The sequence below is a fragment of the Acidovorax soli genome, assembly GCF_900107605.1.
Taxonomy (GTDB): domain Bacteria; phylum Pseudomonadota; class Gammaproteobacteria; order Burkholderiales; family Burkholderiaceae_C; genus Acidovorax; species Acidovorax soli.
Map to the genome: position 1 here is coordinate 1 of NZ_FNQJ01000017.1, position 15,286 is coordinate 15,286.

13 protein-coding genes are annotated in these 15,286 nt (G+C 63.8%); 10 read left to right on the forward strand and 3 right to left on the reverse strand.

Translation table 11 applies throughout. The features are described from left to right. Positions 1-4: 4 nt before the first annotated feature. The gene (locus BLW02_RS19675; protein WP_139285366.1) at positions 5-433 is read right to left on the reverse strand and encodes a hypothetical protein; all 429 of its coding nucleotides are present in this window, start codon (positions 431-433) and stop codon (positions 5-7) included. Positions 434-783: 350 nt separating this feature from the next. On the opposite strand from BLW02_RS19675, the gene BLW02_RS19680 reads away from it, so the two are divergent. Further along, a complete protein-coding gene (locus BLW02_RS19680) occupies positions 784-1,158 on the forward strand; it encodes a hypothetical protein (protein ID WP_139285367.1) in 375 nt (124 codons plus the stop codon). Between the two features lie 176 nt (positions 1,159-1,334). Further along, positions 1,335-3,668, forward strand: coding sequence for a YgiQ family radical SAM protein (locus tag BLW02_RS11890; protein ID WP_092698854.1), 2,334 nt, complete (start codon positions 1,335-1,337; stop codon positions 3,666-3,668). Positions 3,669-3,823: 155 nt separating this feature from the next. Here the strand turns inward: BLW02_RS11890 and BLW02_RS11895 are convergent, their stop codons facing one another. Further along, positions 3,824-4,501 (reverse strand): GntR family transcriptional regulator, encoded by a 678-nt coding sequence (locus BLW02_RS11895; RefSeq protein ID WP_092698856.1) that lies wholly within the window; start codon positions 4,499-4,501, stop codon positions 3,824-3,826. 379 nt (positions 4,502-4,880) lie between these two features. On the opposite strand from BLW02_RS11895, the gene BLW02_RS11900 reads away from it, so the two are divergent. Genes BLW02_RS11900 through BLW02_RS11925 form a run of 7 tightly spaced genes read left to right on the forward strand, consistent with a single transcriptional unit; the run spans position 4,881 to position 11,592 of the window. Then, complete coding sequence (locus tag BLW02_RS11900; RefSeq protein ID WP_092698858.1) at positions 4,881-5,621, forward strand: DUF969 domain-containing protein; 741 nt, start codon at positions 4,881-4,883, stop codon at positions 5,619-5,621. Positions 5,622-5,623: 2 nt separating this feature from the next. Beyond that, on the forward strand, positions 5,624-6,580 hold the full coding sequence (locus BLW02_RS11905; RefSeq protein WP_092698957.1) for a DUF979 domain-containing protein: 957 nt from the start codon (positions 5,624-5,626) through the stop codon (positions 6,578-6,580). Positions 6,581-6,592: 12 nt separating this feature from the next. Continuing rightward, positions 6,593-7,264, forward strand: coding sequence for a pyroglutamyl-peptidase I (gene pcp / locus BLW02_RS11910; protein ID WP_092698860.1), 672 nt, complete (start codon positions 6,593-6,595; stop codon positions 7,262-7,264). A gap of 49 nt (positions 7,265-7,313) precedes the next feature. Next, the gene (locus BLW02_RS11915; protein ID WP_092698959.1) at positions 7,314-8,072 is read left to right on the forward strand and encodes a LamB/YcsF family protein; all 759 of its coding nucleotides are present in this window, start codon (positions 7,314-7,316) and stop codon (positions 8,070-8,072) included. A 6-nt stretch (positions 8,073-8,078) separates the two neighbouring features. Next, positions 8,079-9,701 carry a 5-oxoprolinase subunit PxpB gene (gene pxpB, locus BLW02_RS11920; RefSeq protein ID WP_092698862.1) on the forward strand — a complete coding sequence of 541 codons (1,623 nt, stop codon included), beginning with the start codon at positions 8,079-8,081 and terminating at the stop codon, positions 9,699-9,701. Between the two features lie 11 nt (positions 9,702-9,712). After that, on the forward strand, positions 9,713-9,850 hold the full coding sequence (locus BLW02_RS19940) for a hypothetical protein (protein WP_159433785.1): 138 nt from the start codon (positions 9,713-9,715) through the stop codon (positions 9,848-9,850). After that, positions 9,847-11,592: an acetyl/propionyl/methylcrotonyl-CoA carboxylase subunit alpha gene (locus tag BLW02_RS11925; protein ID WP_092698864.1), complete on the forward strand. Its 1,746-nt coding sequence runs from the start codon at positions 9,847-9,849 to the stop codon at positions 11,590-11,592. The genes BLW02_RS19940 and BLW02_RS11925 overlap by 4 nt, the downstream gene beginning before the upstream one ends. 88 nt (positions 11,593-11,680) lie before the next feature. Here BLW02_RS11925 and BLW02_RS11930 read toward each other — a convergent pair whose 3' ends face one another. Further along, positions 11,681-12,889 carry an amino acid aminotransferase gene (locus BLW02_RS11930; protein ID WP_092698865.1) on the reverse strand — a complete coding sequence of 403 codons (1,209 nt, stop codon included), beginning with the start codon at positions 12,887-12,889 and terminating at the stop codon, positions 11,681-11,683. 106 nt (positions 12,890-12,995) lie between these two features. Between BLW02_RS11930 and uvrB the strand changes: the two genes are divergently transcribed. Next, positions 12,996-15,086 (forward strand): excinuclease ABC subunit UvrB, encoded by a 2,091-nt coding sequence (uvrB, locus tag BLW02_RS11935; RefSeq protein WP_092698866.1) that lies wholly within the window; start codon positions 12,996-12,998, stop codon positions 15,084-15,086. Positions 15,087-15,286 lie beyond the last annotated feature (200 nt).

Here is a 15,286-nt window from a genome sequence, read left to right on the forward strand (position 1 = left end):
GTCTTCAGGCTGGAGCTGGCGGTACTGCGAAGGGGAGGAGTGCATCTGCTGACCTTACAGGTTGGCAGGTGTTGCACTTCACTTTTGAATCCGCCACCTCTTGAAAGAACCGAGTTTCGAGCAACTGGTAACGCTCCATTGAAAATGCCCGGAGGTCCCCGTTATTTGAGTCGATGTTGGCAGCCGCCATTGAATTTTCTGCATAATGATTTTTCAGCATTTGAAAAAACTCTGGCTGATAGCCGAATGCGAACGACTGTTTGTTTTGTACGTTCCGCAGGTCATGAACGAATATTCCGCCCGCTGCGCTTTTGCTGAACTCTGCAATCTTTTGGCAAGTGGACTGCCAGCGCTGCGGATCGAGCGCGCAGTTATAGATCGAACCTATCAGGTTGGTTAATTCTTCAGTAGAAATCACCTCCAAGCCGATCATGGAGTCCCCCAGTTCGCAGGATGTTGAAAAGCCATGCCATGGATTTTCATGAGGACACGGCCCACGCTTGCGTGAAAATTGTACTTGGCCTTCTCGGAATACCGCCGAACCCTCGAAAGATTGGTACCTATTTTTCTGATATCAAACGCATATATATGTAAAAAATTTAATATGCAGAGGGTCTTGTTTCAACTGGCTTTATTTATTGGTGTCATTGCTTCCGATGACGCGTGGGGCAGGTGCGTTGCCTAAGCTCAACGCGTGACCAAGATGCCCTGTGCGCATCGCCGTGGCGATGGTGCATTCATCGGGACGAATGGCTCACAAAGATATAGCTCCAGGAGCCAATGATGACCAAAAAAGCCAATACCTCAGTCAGCGAATTGCCAGGCAGTTCTCTATCTCCCACCTCGCCAGACGAGCGTGAAGCATGCATGGCATGGGAAATTGAAATGGATCGCTTGATCTTGGCGCCTCTGCGTCGATGGCCGATACGATCCTCCATCAGTCGGCTGGGCGCCGTGATTCTCGGTGGCGTGCTACTTGCCTCCTGCGGTCCAGACGTGAATGACGTTGGAATGTCCGCGGCTGCATCGATCAGTGGTGAGTCAGAAAAAGATGCTTCGAGACTGCCGTTGCTGGAACGGCTTGATCACATGGTGGTGAACCAACACAGCACTGCGCACGATTCAGACTTGCCGGGAGTGTCCGTCGCCTCGTATTGACTGTACTTTTGTCATTCGGGTAGTTGGCAAAGCAAGCAAATGCCTCGGGTTACCAAGCCCTTGCCCAGACGGGGGCAAGGGCCGTCACTGCGACAAAAATGCCTTGCCGCCGTAAAATCGCGGGTTACCCACCAAGACCGCGTCCCGCCACGACCCTGGGCGCCCGCACCCTCCGCATGAACGCCCCCGTTGACGTCTCCTTTTTTGCGCGCGCCGCCAAGCCCTTGACCAGCTACCGCCCGTACTGGGCCAAGCGCTTTGGCACGGCCCCGTTCTTGCCGATGAGCCGCGCCGAGATGGAGCAGCTGGGCTGGGACAGCTGCGACGTGGTGCTGGTGACGGGCGACGCCTACATCGACCACCCGAGCTTTGGCATGGCGGTGATCGGGCGCACGCTGGAGGCGCAGGGCTTTCGCGTGGGCATCATCGCCCAGCCCGACTGGCAAAGCGCCGAGCCCTTCAAGGCGCTGGGCAAGCCCAACCTGTTCTGGGGCATTACGGCCGGGAACATGGATTCGATGATCAACCGCTACACGGCTGATCGCAAGATCCGCAGCGACGATGCCTACACCCCCGGCGACGTGGCCGGCAAGCGCCCCGACCGCGCCGCCATCGTCTATAGCCAGCGCTGCCGCGAGGCCTACAAGGACGTGCCCATCGTGCTGGGCGGCATCGAAGGCAGCCTGCGCCGCATTGCCCACTACGACTATTGGAGCGACAAGGTGCGCCGCTCCATCGTGGTCGATTCCAAGTGCGATCTGCTGCTGTACGGCAACGCCGAGCGCGCCCTGGTCGAGGTGGCGCATCGCATTGCAGCGCGCGAGCCGGTCGAAAACATCACCGACGTGCGCGGCACGGCCTTTGTGCGCCGCACCACGCCCGAGGGCTGGTTCGAGATCGACTCCAGCAGCGTCGATCTGCCGGGCCGGGTGGACGAGCACATCAACCCCTACCAGACCACCAGCGAACAGGCGGCGGGGCAGGGCGGCAGCTGCAGCAAGGAAGATGCTGCTGTTCCAGTGGCTGCTGGCGCAGTTGCAGAAAGCGCAGCAGGCCAAAAAGATGCCAAAACCGCTGGCACCACGCATGCGCTCACCTTCGTGCCCAATCCGGCCGTGCAGGGCAAGCACAAGGGCCCGCCGCGCGAGCGCAGCGTGATCCGCCTGCCCAGCTATGAGCAGGTGAAAAGCGACCCGGTGCTGTATGCCCACGCCAACCGCGTGATGCACCTCGAAACCAACCCCGGCAACGCCCGCGCCATGGTGCAGGCGCATGGCGAAGGCGCCACGGCACGCGATGTGTGGCTGAACCCGCCGCCCATCCCGCTGACCACGGCCGAGATGGACCACATCTTCGACCTACCCTACGCGCGCAACCCGCACCCGCGCTATGCCGACGAGCGCGGCCGCCACGACGGCGCCACCAAGATTCCCGCGTGGGAGATGATCCGGTTCTCGATCAACATCATGCGCGGCTGCTTTGGCGGCTGCACCTTCTGCTCGATCACCGAGCATGAGGGACGCATCATCCAGAGCCGCAGCGAGGATTCCATCATCCGCGAGATCGAGGACATCCGCGACAAGGTGCAGGGCTTCACCGGCACCATCTCCGACCTGGGCGGCCCCACGGCCAACATGTACCGCCTGGGCTGCCGCACGCCCGAGATCGAGGCCGCCTGCCGCAAACCGAGCTGCGTCTACCCCGGCATCTGCCAAAACCTCACCACCAACCACGACCCGCTCATCCAGATCTACCGCCGCGGCCGGGCGATCAAGGGTGTGAAGAAGATCCTGATCGGCTCGGGCCTGCGCTATGACCTGGCCATCCAGTCGCCCGAATACGTGAAGGAACTGGTGCAGCACCATGTGGGCGGCTACCTGAAGATCGCCCCCGAGCACACCGAATCCGGCCCGCTCACCAAGATGATGAAGCCGGGCATCGGCAACTACGACAAGTTCAAGACGCTGTTCGAGAAGTACACCGCCGAGGCGGGCAAGAAGCAGTTCCTGATTCCGTACTTCATCGCCGCCCACCCCGGCACCAGCGACGAGGACATGATGAACCTCGCCATCTGGCTGAAGAAAAACGGCTTTCGTGCCGACCAGGTGCAGGCCTTCTACCCCAGCCCCATGGCCAGTGCCACGGCGATGTACCACACGGGCAAGAACCCGCTGCGCAAGGTCACGCGCGACAGCGAGGAGGTGCCCATCGTGCGCGGCGAAAAGCGCCGCCGCCTGCACAAGGCATTCTTGCGCTACCACGACCCCAACAACTGGCCGCTGCTGCGCGAGGCGCTCAAGGCCATGGGCCGGGCCGATTTGATCGGCAACGGCAAGCACCACCTGATCCCCACCTTCCAGCCGCTCACCGATGGGGGCTACCAGAGCGCGCGGCGCACCAACTCGACGCCGGGCAAGCCGCAAAAAGGGCGGCTGCTGACCCAGCACACCGGCCTGCCGCCGCGTGTGACCGGCGCGGCCAAGCCCGGCGCGCGCAAGCCACGGCCCTGATCAGGCCGCCGGGTTTCTGATGGGGCGTTCAGGCCCGACGCTGGTCAAGGTGGGCCAGGTCTGGTTGGGGCCGGGTTTTCGTGCGGGTGCGCCAGCCGCCATGCCTGGCTGCGCTGTGGTTCTGCCCTTGGTCGGCGGCATGGCGCATGCGCCGCTTACCTGGACAGGCCGCTGTCGGTAATGCGCCGCGCATACACCGCCAGCACGATGCGTTCTGAGTGCACCAGGTACTCGTTGAGCGCCGTGGCTGCTTGTTGCAGCTTGCCGGCCTCGAACAATTCCAGTATGTTCAGATTCATCTCCACATAGGGCATGTGGAGAAATTCGGGGTCGTTGAGCAGGCCAAAGGCAAGCCGCAGTTCGGCCAGCACATGTGAAAACATCACGTTCAGGCGCTCGCTGTCGGCCAACTCGACAACCGCCATGTGAAACTCCATGTTGGCTGTGCCCACGCCTTGCCAGTCGCCGGCATCTCGACAGCACTGGGCCATTTCAACGGCCTGGCGCAGGTGTTTTTTGGCCGGGTGGCGCGGGTAGGCCTGCGCCAGCGCCTGGCATTCGATCAGCCGACGCACGCGGTATATGTCGATGATGGACGCAATGCTGGGAATGGCCACAAACACGCCCCGGTTGGGCGCGTGCGTGAGCAGCCCCTCCTTGGTCAGCAGCCGGAACACCTCGCGCAGGGTGTTGCGCGAAATGTCCAGGCTTTCACTCAGGGCCGCTTCTGAAAGGCGCTGGCCGGGTGAAAACTCGCCGTGCACGATCTTCTGGCGGATCAGCTCGGCCATGCGGTCGTTGAGGGTCTGGTGGTTGGTCGGTTCGGACTTCATGCCCGGATGGTAATTGCGATAGCGGCGCCAGGGTGCCGAACCGGGTGTGTTTTGCGTGGCGGGCGATGCAAGACGCCCGTCTGCCGCTGGATCAGCCAAAAACCACCATGGCAAGGCAAATATAAGGGTTTATACCAATCACTGTGCCAACAGATTGTTGGGCACAATCTCTATTTTGTGAAACACATTGATGTTAATTGTTCAACAAAAATAAAATGTGTCTTGCAAACTTACCTTCCGGCCCGTTTGAATTGCCCATTCGACGGCCATGCGCAGCGGGTCAGATCCCAGCGCCCTGGCCTCGGGGTGGATGAACGTTGGGAACACGCGGTAACGCGAAATGTGTCTGGGGGCAGCCCCAGGTCAAACAAGGATCAATATGCTGAGTGACGTCAATCTGTGGCCGCTGATAGGGGTGGCCATCATCATCGTAGGCTTTGTCCTGCGGTTCAACCCGATGCTGGTGGTGGTGGTGACGGCCATCGGTACGGCCTTTGCTGCCGGGTTTCCTATCGACAAAATCCTGGCCACCATAGGCACCGGATTCATCAAGACGCGCAACCTGCCGCTCATCATCTTGCTGCCGCTGGCAGTGATTGGCCTGTTGGAGCGCCACGGATTGCGCCAGCATGCCCAGAACTGGATCAGCAGCATCAAGTCGGCCACGGCGGGGCGGCTGCTCATCGTCTACCTGGCTGCGCGCCAGCTCACGGCGGCTGTTGGCCTGACCAGCCTGGGAGGGCATCCGCAGATGGTGCGACCGCTGCTGGCCCCCATGGCAGAAGGCGCCACCGAGGCCCGTTACGGCACGCTGCCCGAGCGCATTCGCCACAAGCTGCGCGCCTTCTCGGCCGCAACCGACAACGTGGGCCTGTTTTTTGGTGAAGACATCTTCGTGGCATTTGGCGCCATCGTGCTGATGACCACTTTTCTGCGCGAGGCGGGTATCGATGTGGAGCCGCTGCACGTGGCGGTCTGGGGCATTCCGACCGCGATTTGCGCATTTCTCATCCACGCCTGGCGCCTGTATCGCCTCGACGGTGTGCTGGCCCGTGAGCTGGCCGCCGAGGGGATTGTTTCCCTGAGTGCCGCCGCCAAAACCCCGACCCGAGGAGTCTGATGATGACGATCACGATCCAGCATCTGTATTACCTGGTGGGGGCCGTGCTGGCCTTCACGGCCGTGGCAACCCTCACCGACCGCAGCAATGCCAAGCGCTACAGCACAGGCCTGTTCTGGGCGCTGTATGCACTGGTTTTTCTTGTGGGCGACCTGCTGCCAGCCCTGTGGGTGGGTGTGGGGGCTGTGGCGATGGCGCTGATTGCCGGCTTTGGGGGCGTTGGCGCCGGCAAGCACCAGGGCCCGAGCCCGTCGCAGTACGCTGCCAGCGCCAAGCGCCTGGGCAACAAGCTGTTTGTGCCCGCGCTGGCCATTCCGCTGGTGACCATGGTGGGCACGTTATCGGCCAAGTATCTGGCCATCGGCGGTGCGCCCCTGCTCGACCCCAAGAACACCACCCTGGTGAGCTTGGGCGTGGGCTGCGTGGTCTCGCTGGCCCTGGTCTGCTGGCTGACGCGCGAGACACCGGCCCAGGGCCTGCGCGAATCGCACCGCCTGACCGATGCGCTGGGCTGGGCCCTGGTGCTGCCGCAGATGCTGGGCATGCTGGGCCTGGTGTTCTCTGATGCGGGCGTGGGCAAGGCCGTGGCCTATGTGACCACCACCTACATCAACATGGACGTCCGCTTTGTGGCGGTGGCGGTGTATGTCGTGGGCATGGCGCTGTTCACCGTCATCATGGGCAATGGTTTTGCGGCGTTTCCGGTGATGACGGGTGGCGTGGGCGTGCCGGTGCTGGTGGGCGTGTACCACGGCGATCCGGCGGTGATGGCCGCGGTGGGCATGTTGTCGGGGTACTGCGGCACGCTGCTCACGCCCATGGCTGCCAATTTCAACATCGTACCCGCTGCGCTGCTGGAGTTGCCGGACAAAAATGCCGTCATTCGTGCCCAGGTGCCCACAGCATTGACCTTGCTGGCAGTGAATGTGTTTTTGCTCAACTTCATGATGTTCCGCTGAGGAAAGCCCGCCATGTCCACCCCCGCCGTTGACGCCACCCCGACTGTGCTGCTCACGGGTTTTGAACCGTTCGACAAGGACCCGCTCAACCCCTCCTGGGAGGTGGCTCGCGCCCTGGATGGCTGGCAGCCTGCGGGGACCGTGGTGCGTGCCGTGCAGCTGCCCTGCGTGTTTGGCGAGGCCATCGCGCACCTGGATCGGGCCCTGCAGCAGTGGCGCCCCACGCTGGTGCTCAGTCTGGGCCTGGCCGGTGGCCGCGCCGAACTGACGCCCGAGCGGGTGGCCATCAACGTGGACGATGCCCGCATCGCAGACAACGCGGGCCGCCAGCCGGTGGACGTGGCGGTTCAGCCAGGTGGCCCTGCGGCCTATTTCTCTACCCTGCCGATCAAGGCCATGGTGCGCGACATGCGTGCGCAAGGTGTGCCGGCCGCCGTGTCCAACACGGCAGGCACCTTTGTGTGCAACCATATTTTTTATGCGCTCATGCACCGACTGGCTGCGTCGGGTGGCGCGGTGCGCGGCGGCTTCATCCATGTGCCGGCCCTGCCGGCACTGGCCGCCCTGCACCCCGGCATGCCCAGCATGGCGCTGGAAACCCAGGTGCAGGGATTGCAGGTGGCCATCCAGACGGCACTGGCGGTGCACGCCGATGTGCGCGAAACCGGCGGGCAACTGCATTGAACCCTATTTTTTCCACCCAGCCATGCACTTTGCAGAGCAGGAGAACACGATGAAAATCGATTTGAACAGCGACCTGGGCGAAAGCCTGGGCGCGTGGACCATGGGCGACGACGCCGCCATGCTGGGCATTGTGAGCAGCGCCAATGTGGCCTGTGGCTTTCACGCGGGCGACCCGGCAGGTATTTTGCAGACGCTGCGGGCCGCCCAGGAGTGTGGCGTGGTGGTGGGTGCCCATGTGGCTTACCCCGACCTGCAGGGCTTTGGCCGGCGCGCCATGGATGTGGCCAGCGCCGACCTGGTGGCCGATGTGATCTACCAGATAGGCGCGTTGCAAGGCCTGGCCGCTGCGGCGGGCACCACGGTGCGCTACGTCAAGCCGCACGGTGCGCTGTACAACACCATCGCGCAAGATGCGCGCCAGGCCCAAGACGTCATCACCGCCATCCGCGCCATCGACCCCGGTCTGGTGCTGGTGGCCCTGGCCGGCGCACCGCTGGTGCAGTGGGCCCGCGATGCGGGCCTGCGCGTCGTGTCCGAAGCCTTTGCCGACCGCGCCTACACACCGGCCGGTGCGCTGGTGTCGCGCCGCGAAAAAGGCGCGGTACTGCACGATCCCGAGCTGATCGCCCGGCGCATGGCGCGCCTGGTACGCGAGGGGGTTGTCGAGGCCATCGACGGCAGCCTGGTGCGCATCGAGGCCGACTCCATCTGCGTGCATGGCGATAGCCCTGATGCGGTAGCCATTGCCCGCCAGCTGCGGGCCTGCCTGGAGCAGGACGGCATCGCCATCGCTTCATTCGCGGGGTAGGCCGTTATGCGTTTTTTGCCCGTCAACTTGAATGCGCTGCTGGTTGAGCTGGCCGATCTCGAGCAGACCCTGGCGCTGCTGGCCTCGCTGCAGAGAGCGCCCTTGCCGGGCGTGCAAGAGCTGGTGCCCGCTGCTCGGACCATTCTGGTGCGCTTTCGCCCCGCGGCCACCAGCGCGGCTGAACTGGTCCGGCAAATTGCGGGCCGGGACATTTCGCAGCGCGCCGAGCGCAGCAGCACCCTGGTCGAGATCCCCGTGCACTACGACGGCGAAGACCTGGCCGAAGTGGCGCAGATCCTGGGCATCACGCCCGAAGAAGTGGTGCGCCGCCACACCGGCAGCGAATACACCGTGGCCTTCACCGGCTTTGCCCCGGGCTTTGCCTACCTGAGCGGTGGCCACCCCAGCCTGAACGTGCCGCGCCGCAGCACGCCGCGCACCCGCATACCGGCAGGCGCCGTGGGCCTGGCGGGCAGCTTCAGTGGCGTCTACCCGCAGGCCAGCCCTGGCGGCTGGCAGATCATTGGTGTGACACCCTTGGCCATGTGGGACCTTGACCGTGCCCAGCCCGCTCTGCTGCAGCCCGGTTACCGCGTGCGATTCGTGGATATTGCTACACAATCAATAGCTGATAGTGAAATAAAACCAACGGCTACAGGCCAAAAAGGCCCTGAAAATGCTGCGTGCCGTTCGGCGCAGGCACTTGCGCCGGACCAGGCTGCGCTGAGGGTGCGCGCCACCGGCCTGCTCACCGTGTTTCAGGATCTGGGGCGCCAGGGCCAGGCGGGGCAGGGCGTGTCGGAGTCGGGCGCCATGGACCAGTCTGCCCTCAAGGTCGCCAACCGGCTGGTGGGCAACGCCAGCAACGCTGCAGCGCTCGAAACGGTAGGGGGCGGCCTGCAACTGCAAAGCCTGGGCGAGACCGTGGTGGCTGTCACCGGTGCCGACGCGCCCCTGGATCTGACCACTGCAGACGGTCGCCGCTGGAGCCTGCCGCGCCACGCCCCCGTGGCGCTGGCCCATGGCGACACCCTGGCAGTGGGCCAGCCCCGGGCGGGCGCGCGTTGCTACGTGGCCGTGCGTGGCGGCTTTGATGTGGCCGCTGTCATGGGCAGCTGCGCCACCGACACCCTGGCCCATGTCGGGCCCGCACCGTTGTCTGTGGGTGACATGCTGGGCGTGCGGCCCGCCAGCACCAGCGCGGTGGTGGGCGCTGCCGATCTGGCCACCGACGACCTGCCCACACTGGAGCAGGAGGTGGTGCTGGACGTGGTCATGGGCCCGCGCACCGACTGGTTCACCGCCGAGGCCATTGCACGGCTGGCCACCCAGCGCTGGCAGGTCACGCCCCAGTCCAACCGGGTGGGTCTGCGCCTGGCGGGCGAACTGCCGCTGGACCGTGCCATTTCCGGCGAGCTGCCCAGCGAGGGCACTGCCCTGGGGGCGCTGCAGGTGCCGCCCAGCGGCCAACCCGTGCTGTTTCTGGCCGACCACCCGCTCACCGGCGGCTATCCCGTCATTGGCGCCGTGGCGCCCTACCATCTGGACCGCGCGGGGCAGATCCCCGTCGGGGCCTGGTTGCGTTTCAACCCCATTCGCCCCTTTGCAGAGCTTTCGCCCAGCGTTTGAAAGAGTCAACCATGAAAAAAGTCTTGATTGCCAATCGCGGCGAAAACGGCCGCGCCGCGGGCGTTTCTCTACATCGCTGTGCCTGCGTAGCAGGTGACGGCGAACTCGCCACCCTTCACGTTTTCGAGGCGAAAGGTTTGATGCCATGAAAAAAGTTCTGATTGCCAATCGCGGCGAGATCGCCGTCCGCATCGCCCGCGCCTGTGCCGATTACGGAGTGCAGTCGGTGGCGGTGTATGCCAATGCCGACATCGATGCGCTGCATGCACGCATGGCTGATGAGGCCTATGGCCTCGATGGCGACCGGCCGGCCGACACCTATCTGAACATCGCCAAGCTGCTGGAGGTCGCCCGAAAGAGCGGTGCCGACGCTGTGCACCCAGGCTACGGTTTCCTGTCGGAAAACCAGGCTTTTGCCCAGGCAGTGATCGATGCCGGCCTGGCGTGGATCGGCCCACCACCCGCCACCATCGCCCAGCTGGGCGACAAGGTTCAGGCACGCAAGATTGCGCTGCAGGTGGGTGCGCCCCTGGTGGTGGGAACGCCCGACCCGGTCAAGGATGCCAGCGAGGTGCTGGCGTTTGCCGAGCAGCACGGCCTGCCCATCATCATCAAGGCGGCCTTTGGCGGCGGCGGGCGTGGCATGAAGATCGCCTGGCGCATGGACGAGGTGGCCGAGCTGTTCGACTCCGCCGTGCGCGAGGCCGTGACGGCCTTTGGCCGTGGCGAGTGCTTTGTCGAGCAGTTTCTGGACAAGCCCCGCCACATCGAGGCCCAGGTGCTGGCGGACACCCATGGCAACGTGGTGGTGCTGGGCACGCGCGATTGCTCGCTGCAGCGGCGCAACCAAAAACTGGTGGAAGAGGCCCCAGCGCCATTTTTGACCGATGCCCAGCGCGAGCGCATCCACAGCTCGGCGCGCGACATCTGCGCGGCCGCCGGCTATGTGAGTGCGGGTACGGTGGAGTTTCTGCTCAGCCAGAGCGGCGCCATCTCGTTCCTGGAGGTCAACACCCGCTTGCAGGTCGAGCACCCCGTGACGGAGCAGACCACCGGCGTGGACCTGGTGGTGGAGCAGCTGCGCGTGGCCGACGGCCTGCCGCTGTCTGTGGCGCAGACGCCCGCGCCGCTGGGCCATGCTATCGAGTTTCGTATCAACGCCGAAGACGTGGGCCGGGGCTTTCTGCCCACACCCGGCCCGGTGCAGCGTTTTGATGCGCCCTCGGGCCCCGGCGTGCGCCTGGACACGGGCGTGCAGACGGGCTCGGTGGTTCCGGGCACGTTCGACTCGCTCATGGCCAAGCTGATCGTGACCGGTGCCACCCGCGAGCAGGCACTTGTGCGTGCTCGCCGTGCGTTGCGCGAGTTTCAGATCGAGGGCGTGGCCTCGGTGCTGCCGTTCCACCGCGCGGTTATCGACCACCCCGACTTCGTGGGCGCCGATGGTTTCAAGGTGCATACGCGCTGGATTGAATCCGACTTTGCCGCGCCGCTGGCCGCCTCGATCCAGGCGCAGGCGCGCGCTGAACCACAGCCCGACGCCAGCTTGCTGCGCACCGCCATCGAGATCGACGGCCGCCGCGTCCATCTGGGCCTGCCCGCCGTGCTGCTGCAGGGGTTGGCGAATGTGTCCGGCGGGGCGGCACAGGTGACGGCACCCGAATTGGCGGTGGATGCCGGCGCGGTCACCTCGCCCATTGCGGGCAACCTGCACGCCTGGAAGGTGGCCGAGGGCGACCTGGTGCAGGACGGTGACGTGATCGCCGTGATGGAAGCCATGAAGATGGAAATGCAGGTCACCGCGCATGGCAGTGGCCGCATCACGCTGACCGCAGAGGCCGGCACCAGCCAGGCGCTGGGGGCGGTGATTGCGCGGATTGCGGGACTCTGATTGCCGCAGGGCCGCTGCCTGCGCTGCTCGATCTTTTCGCCCATGAAAAAACCGCCCGAGGGCGGTTTTTGTGTGGCTGCTGGGAGGCTCAGACCACCTTGGCAATGGCCTGGCAGACGTAGTCGATGTTCTTGCTGTTGAGCGCAGCCACGCACATGCGGCCGGTGTCGGTGCCGTACACGCCGAACTCGCTGCGCAGGCGCACCATCTGGTCCTTGGACAGGCCCGAGTAGCTGAACATGCCGATCTGGGTGGTGATGAAGGACATGTCCTTGCTCACGCCAGCGGCCTTCAGGCCATCGACCAGCTTTTGGCGCATGGCCTTGATGCGCACGCGCATCTCGCCCAGTTCCTTTTCCCACAGGGCGCGCAGTTCGGGGTTGCCCAGCACGGCAGCCACGATGGCGCCACCGTGGGTGGGCGGGTTGGAGTAGTTGGTGCGGATGGCGATCTTGAGCTGGCTCAGCACGCGGTCGGTTTCTTCCTTGCTGCTGCCGACCACGCTCAGGGCGCCCACGCGCTCGCCGTACAGGCTGAAGCTCTTGGAGAAGCTGGTGGAGACGAAGATGTTCAGGCCAGCGGCCACAAACTTGGCGATCACGGCGCCGTCTTCGGCGATGCCGTAGCCAAAGCCCTGGTAGGCCATGTCCAGGAAGGCGGTGAGGTTGCGTGCCTTCACGGCGGCGATCACCTGGTCCCATTGGGCGGGGGTGATGTCGTAGCCGGTGGGGTTGTGGCAGCAGGCGTGCAGCAGCACGATGGTGCCTTCGGCGGCGGCGTTCAGCTTGGCCAGCATGCCGTCGAAGTTGATGCCGCCCAGGCCGCCGTTGGCGCTTTGGTCGAAGTAGGGGTAGGTGTCGACAGGGAAGCCAGCGTTGGTGAACAAGGCGCGGTGGTTTTCCCAGCTGGGGTCGGAAATCAGCACGGTGGCGTTGGGGCTGATCTTTTTCAGGAAGTCGGCGCCGATCTTCAGGCCGCCGGTGCCGCCAATGGCTTGCACCGTGGCCACGCGGCCGCTCTTGACCACATCGGAGTCCGCGCCGAACACCAGGCCCTTCACGGCGGCGTCGTAGGCGGCAATACCGTCGATGGGCAGGTAGCCACGGGCGGTGGGCTTGTCCATCATGGCCTTTTCAGCGGCCTGCACGCACTGCAGCAGGGGCAGCTTGCCGTTGTCGTCGAAATAAACGCCCACGCCCAGGTTGACCTTGTTGGGGTTGGTGTCTGCGGCGAATTGTTCGTTCAGACCCAGGATGGGGTCGCGGGGGGCCATTTCGACGGCGGTGAACAGAGACATGAAAATCCTTGAAAGGTTGTCAGTAGCGAAGAATCCGGGCGTGGTGTACTGTGCCGGGTTCCGCCGATTTTAACGGGCGGCCTGCTCGTCCCGTTGACCACGCCCCATGCCAGATATCACCGAAGTCATCACTGAAAAGCAGGACGGCGAGTGCGTCCGCTTCCCCGATTCCCCCTTCGAACTGTTCCAGCCCTATCCGCCGGCGGGCGACCAGCCCGAGGCCATTGCCAAGCTGGTGGAGGGTCTGCAGGACGGCGAGACCTTCCAGACGCTGCTGGGTGTGACGGGCTCGGGCAAGACCTTCACCATGGCCAACGTGATCGCGCGCATGGGCCGCCCTGCCATCGTGTTCGCGCCCAACAAGACGCTGGCGGCGCAGCTCTACAGCGAGTTCCGTGAGTTCTTCCCCAAGAACGCCGTCGAATATTTCGTGAGCTACTACGACTATTACCAACCTGAGGCTTACGTGCCGCAGCGCGACCTGTTCATCGAGAAGGACAGCGCCATCAACGAGCATATCGAGCAGATGCGATTGAGCTGTACCAAGAGCCTGATGGAGCGCAAGGACGTAGTCATCGTGGCCACCGTGTCGGCCATCTACGGCATTGGCGAGCCCGAGAGCTACCACCGCATGGTGATGACGCTGCGCACGGGCGACAAGCTGGGCCAGCGGGATGTGATTGCCCAGCTGATCCGCATGCAGTACCAGCGCAATGAAGCGGACTTTTCGCGCGGCAAGTTCCGCGTGCGGGGCGACACCATCGACGTGTTTCCGGCCGAGCATTCCGAGCTGGCGATGCGCATCGAGCTGTTTGATGACGAGATCGAGAGCCTGCAGCTGTTCGATCCGCTCACGGGACGCGTCAAGCAGAAGATTCCGCGCTTCACCGTGTACCCCAGCAGCCACTACGTGACCCCGCGCGACAAAGTGCTGGCGGCAGTGGAGACCATCAAGCTGGAGCTGGCCGAGCGCCTGCAGCAGCTGCTGGCCGACGGCAAGCTGGTGGAGGCCCAACGGCTGGAGCAGCGCACACGCTTTGACCTGGAGATGCTCAGCGAGGTAGGGCACTGCAAGGGCATCGAGAATTACACGCGCCACCTGTCGGGCGCCGCGCCGGGCGACCCGCCGAGCACGCTGACCGACTACATGCCCAAGAACGCCATCATGTTCCTGGACGAGAGCCACCAGATGATCGGCCAGCTCAACGCCATGTACAGCGGCGACCGATCACGCAAGACCACGCTGGTGGAATATGGTTTTCGCCTGCCATCGGCGCTGGACAACCGCCCGCTCAAGTTCGAGGAGTTCGAGCAGCGCATGCGGCAGGTGATCTTTGTTTCGGCCACGCCGGCCGACTATGAAAAAACCCATTCGGGCCAGATCGTGGACCAGGTGGTACGTCCCACCGGCCTGGTGGACCCGGTGGTGGAAGTGCGTCCCGCCACCCACCAGGTGGATGATGTGCTGCAGGAAATACGCATTCGCGTTGAAAAGTATGAGCGCGTACTTATTACCACGCTGACCAAGCGCATGGCCGAGCAGCTGACCGACTATCTGACGGACAACGGCGTGAAGGTGCGCTACCTGCACAGCGATGTGGACACCGTGGAGCGCGTCGAAATCATCCGCGATCTGCGCCTGGGGGCGTTCGACGTGCTGGTGGGCATCAACCTGCTGCGCGAAGGGCTGGACATTCCCGAGGTGTCGCTTGTGGCCATCCTGGACGCCGACAAGGAAGGCTTCCTGCGCGCCGAGCGCAGCCTGATCCAGACCATCGGCCGCGCGGCGCGCAATCTGAACGGCAAGGCCATCCTGTATGCCGACCGGATGACCGACTCGATGAAAAAAGCCATCGGCGAGACGGAACGTCGGCGCGTCAAGCAGATCGCACACAACAAGGCCCACGGAATCACGCCACGCAGCATTGTCAAGCGGGTAAGAGACCTGATTGACGGGGTTTACAGCGAAAAGGCCGGCAAGGACGCCGAGCGGCTGGAGCAGGAAGCGATACAGCGTGCGCAGGTGGAGGACATGTCGGAGAAGGATGTGGCGCGCGAGATCAAGCGTCTGGAAAAACTCATGCTGGAACATGCGCGCAACCTGGAATTCGAGCAGGCAGCACGCGTGCGCGACCAGTTGACACGGCTCAAGGACCAGGCTTTTGGAGCGCATGGCAGCGATTCAGTGGCACTCTGAACGCGTGTGCCCTAAGGGCAATGGAACTTGATCGATGAAATTGTGACTTGTTGGTTTTTTAACCCGACAAAATCGATTGGGATTTATGGTATACTCTTACAAAATACTCAAGAAAAGAGCCCAACGATGAAGGGCCCTGTGCCAGGCAACTGGATGGGGCAAGGGGCGGAGACGGTGCAGGCGCTGCGCATTTGCCAGGG

Bases quoted from the DNA above. Each gene is read 5' to 3' on its own strand.
- pxpB (WP_092698862.1), top strand. From the start codon at position 8,079: ATGCGTTTTTTGCCCGTCAACTTGAATGCGCTGCTGGTTGAGCTGGCC.
- BLW02_RS11895 (WP_092698856.1), bottom strand. From the start codon at position 4,501: ATGAAGTCCGAACCGACCAACCACCAGACCCTCAACGACCGCATGGCC.
- BLW02_RS19675 (WP_139285366.1), bottom strand. From the start codon at position 433: ATGATCGGCTTGGAGGTGATTTCTACTGAAGAATTAACCAACCTGATA.
- BLW02_RS11905 (WP_092698957.1), top strand. From the start codon at position 5,624: ATGACGATCACGATCCAGCATCTGTATTACCTGGTGGGGGCCGTGCTG.
- BLW02_RS19940 (WP_159433785.1), top strand. From the start codon at position 9,713: ATGAAAAAAGTCTTGATTGCCAATCGCGGCGAAAACGGCCGCGCCGCG.
- BLW02_RS19680 (WP_139285367.1), top strand. From the start codon at position 784: ATGACCAAAAAAGCCAATACCTCAGTCAGCGAATTGCCAGGCAGTTCT.
- BLW02_RS11890 (WP_092698854.1), top strand. From the start codon at position 1,335: ATGAACGCCCCCGTTGACGTCTCCTTTTTTGCGCGCGCCGCCAAGCCC.
- BLW02_RS11925 (WP_092698864.1), top strand. From the start codon at position 9,847: ATGAAAAAAGTTCTGATTGCCAATCGCGGCGAGATCGCCGTCCGCATC.
- pcp (WP_092698860.1), top strand. From the start codon at position 6,593: ATGTCCACCCCCGCCGTTGACGCCACCCCGACTGTGCTGCTCACGGGT.
- BLW02_RS11900 (WP_092698858.1), top strand. From the start codon at position 4,881: ATGCTGAGTGACGTCAATCTGTGGCCGCTGATAGGGGTGGCCATCATC.
- uvrB (WP_092698866.1), top strand. From the start codon at position 12,996: ATGCCAGATATCACCGAAGTCATCACTGAAAAGCAGGACGGCGAGTGC.
- BLW02_RS11915 (WP_092698959.1), top strand. From the start codon at position 7,314: ATGAAAATCGATTTGAACAGCGACCTGGGCGAAAGCCTGGGCGCGTGG.
- BLW02_RS11930 (WP_092698865.1), bottom strand. From the start codon at position 12,889: ATGTCTCTGTTCACCGCCGTCGAAATGGCCCCCCGCGACCCCATCCTG.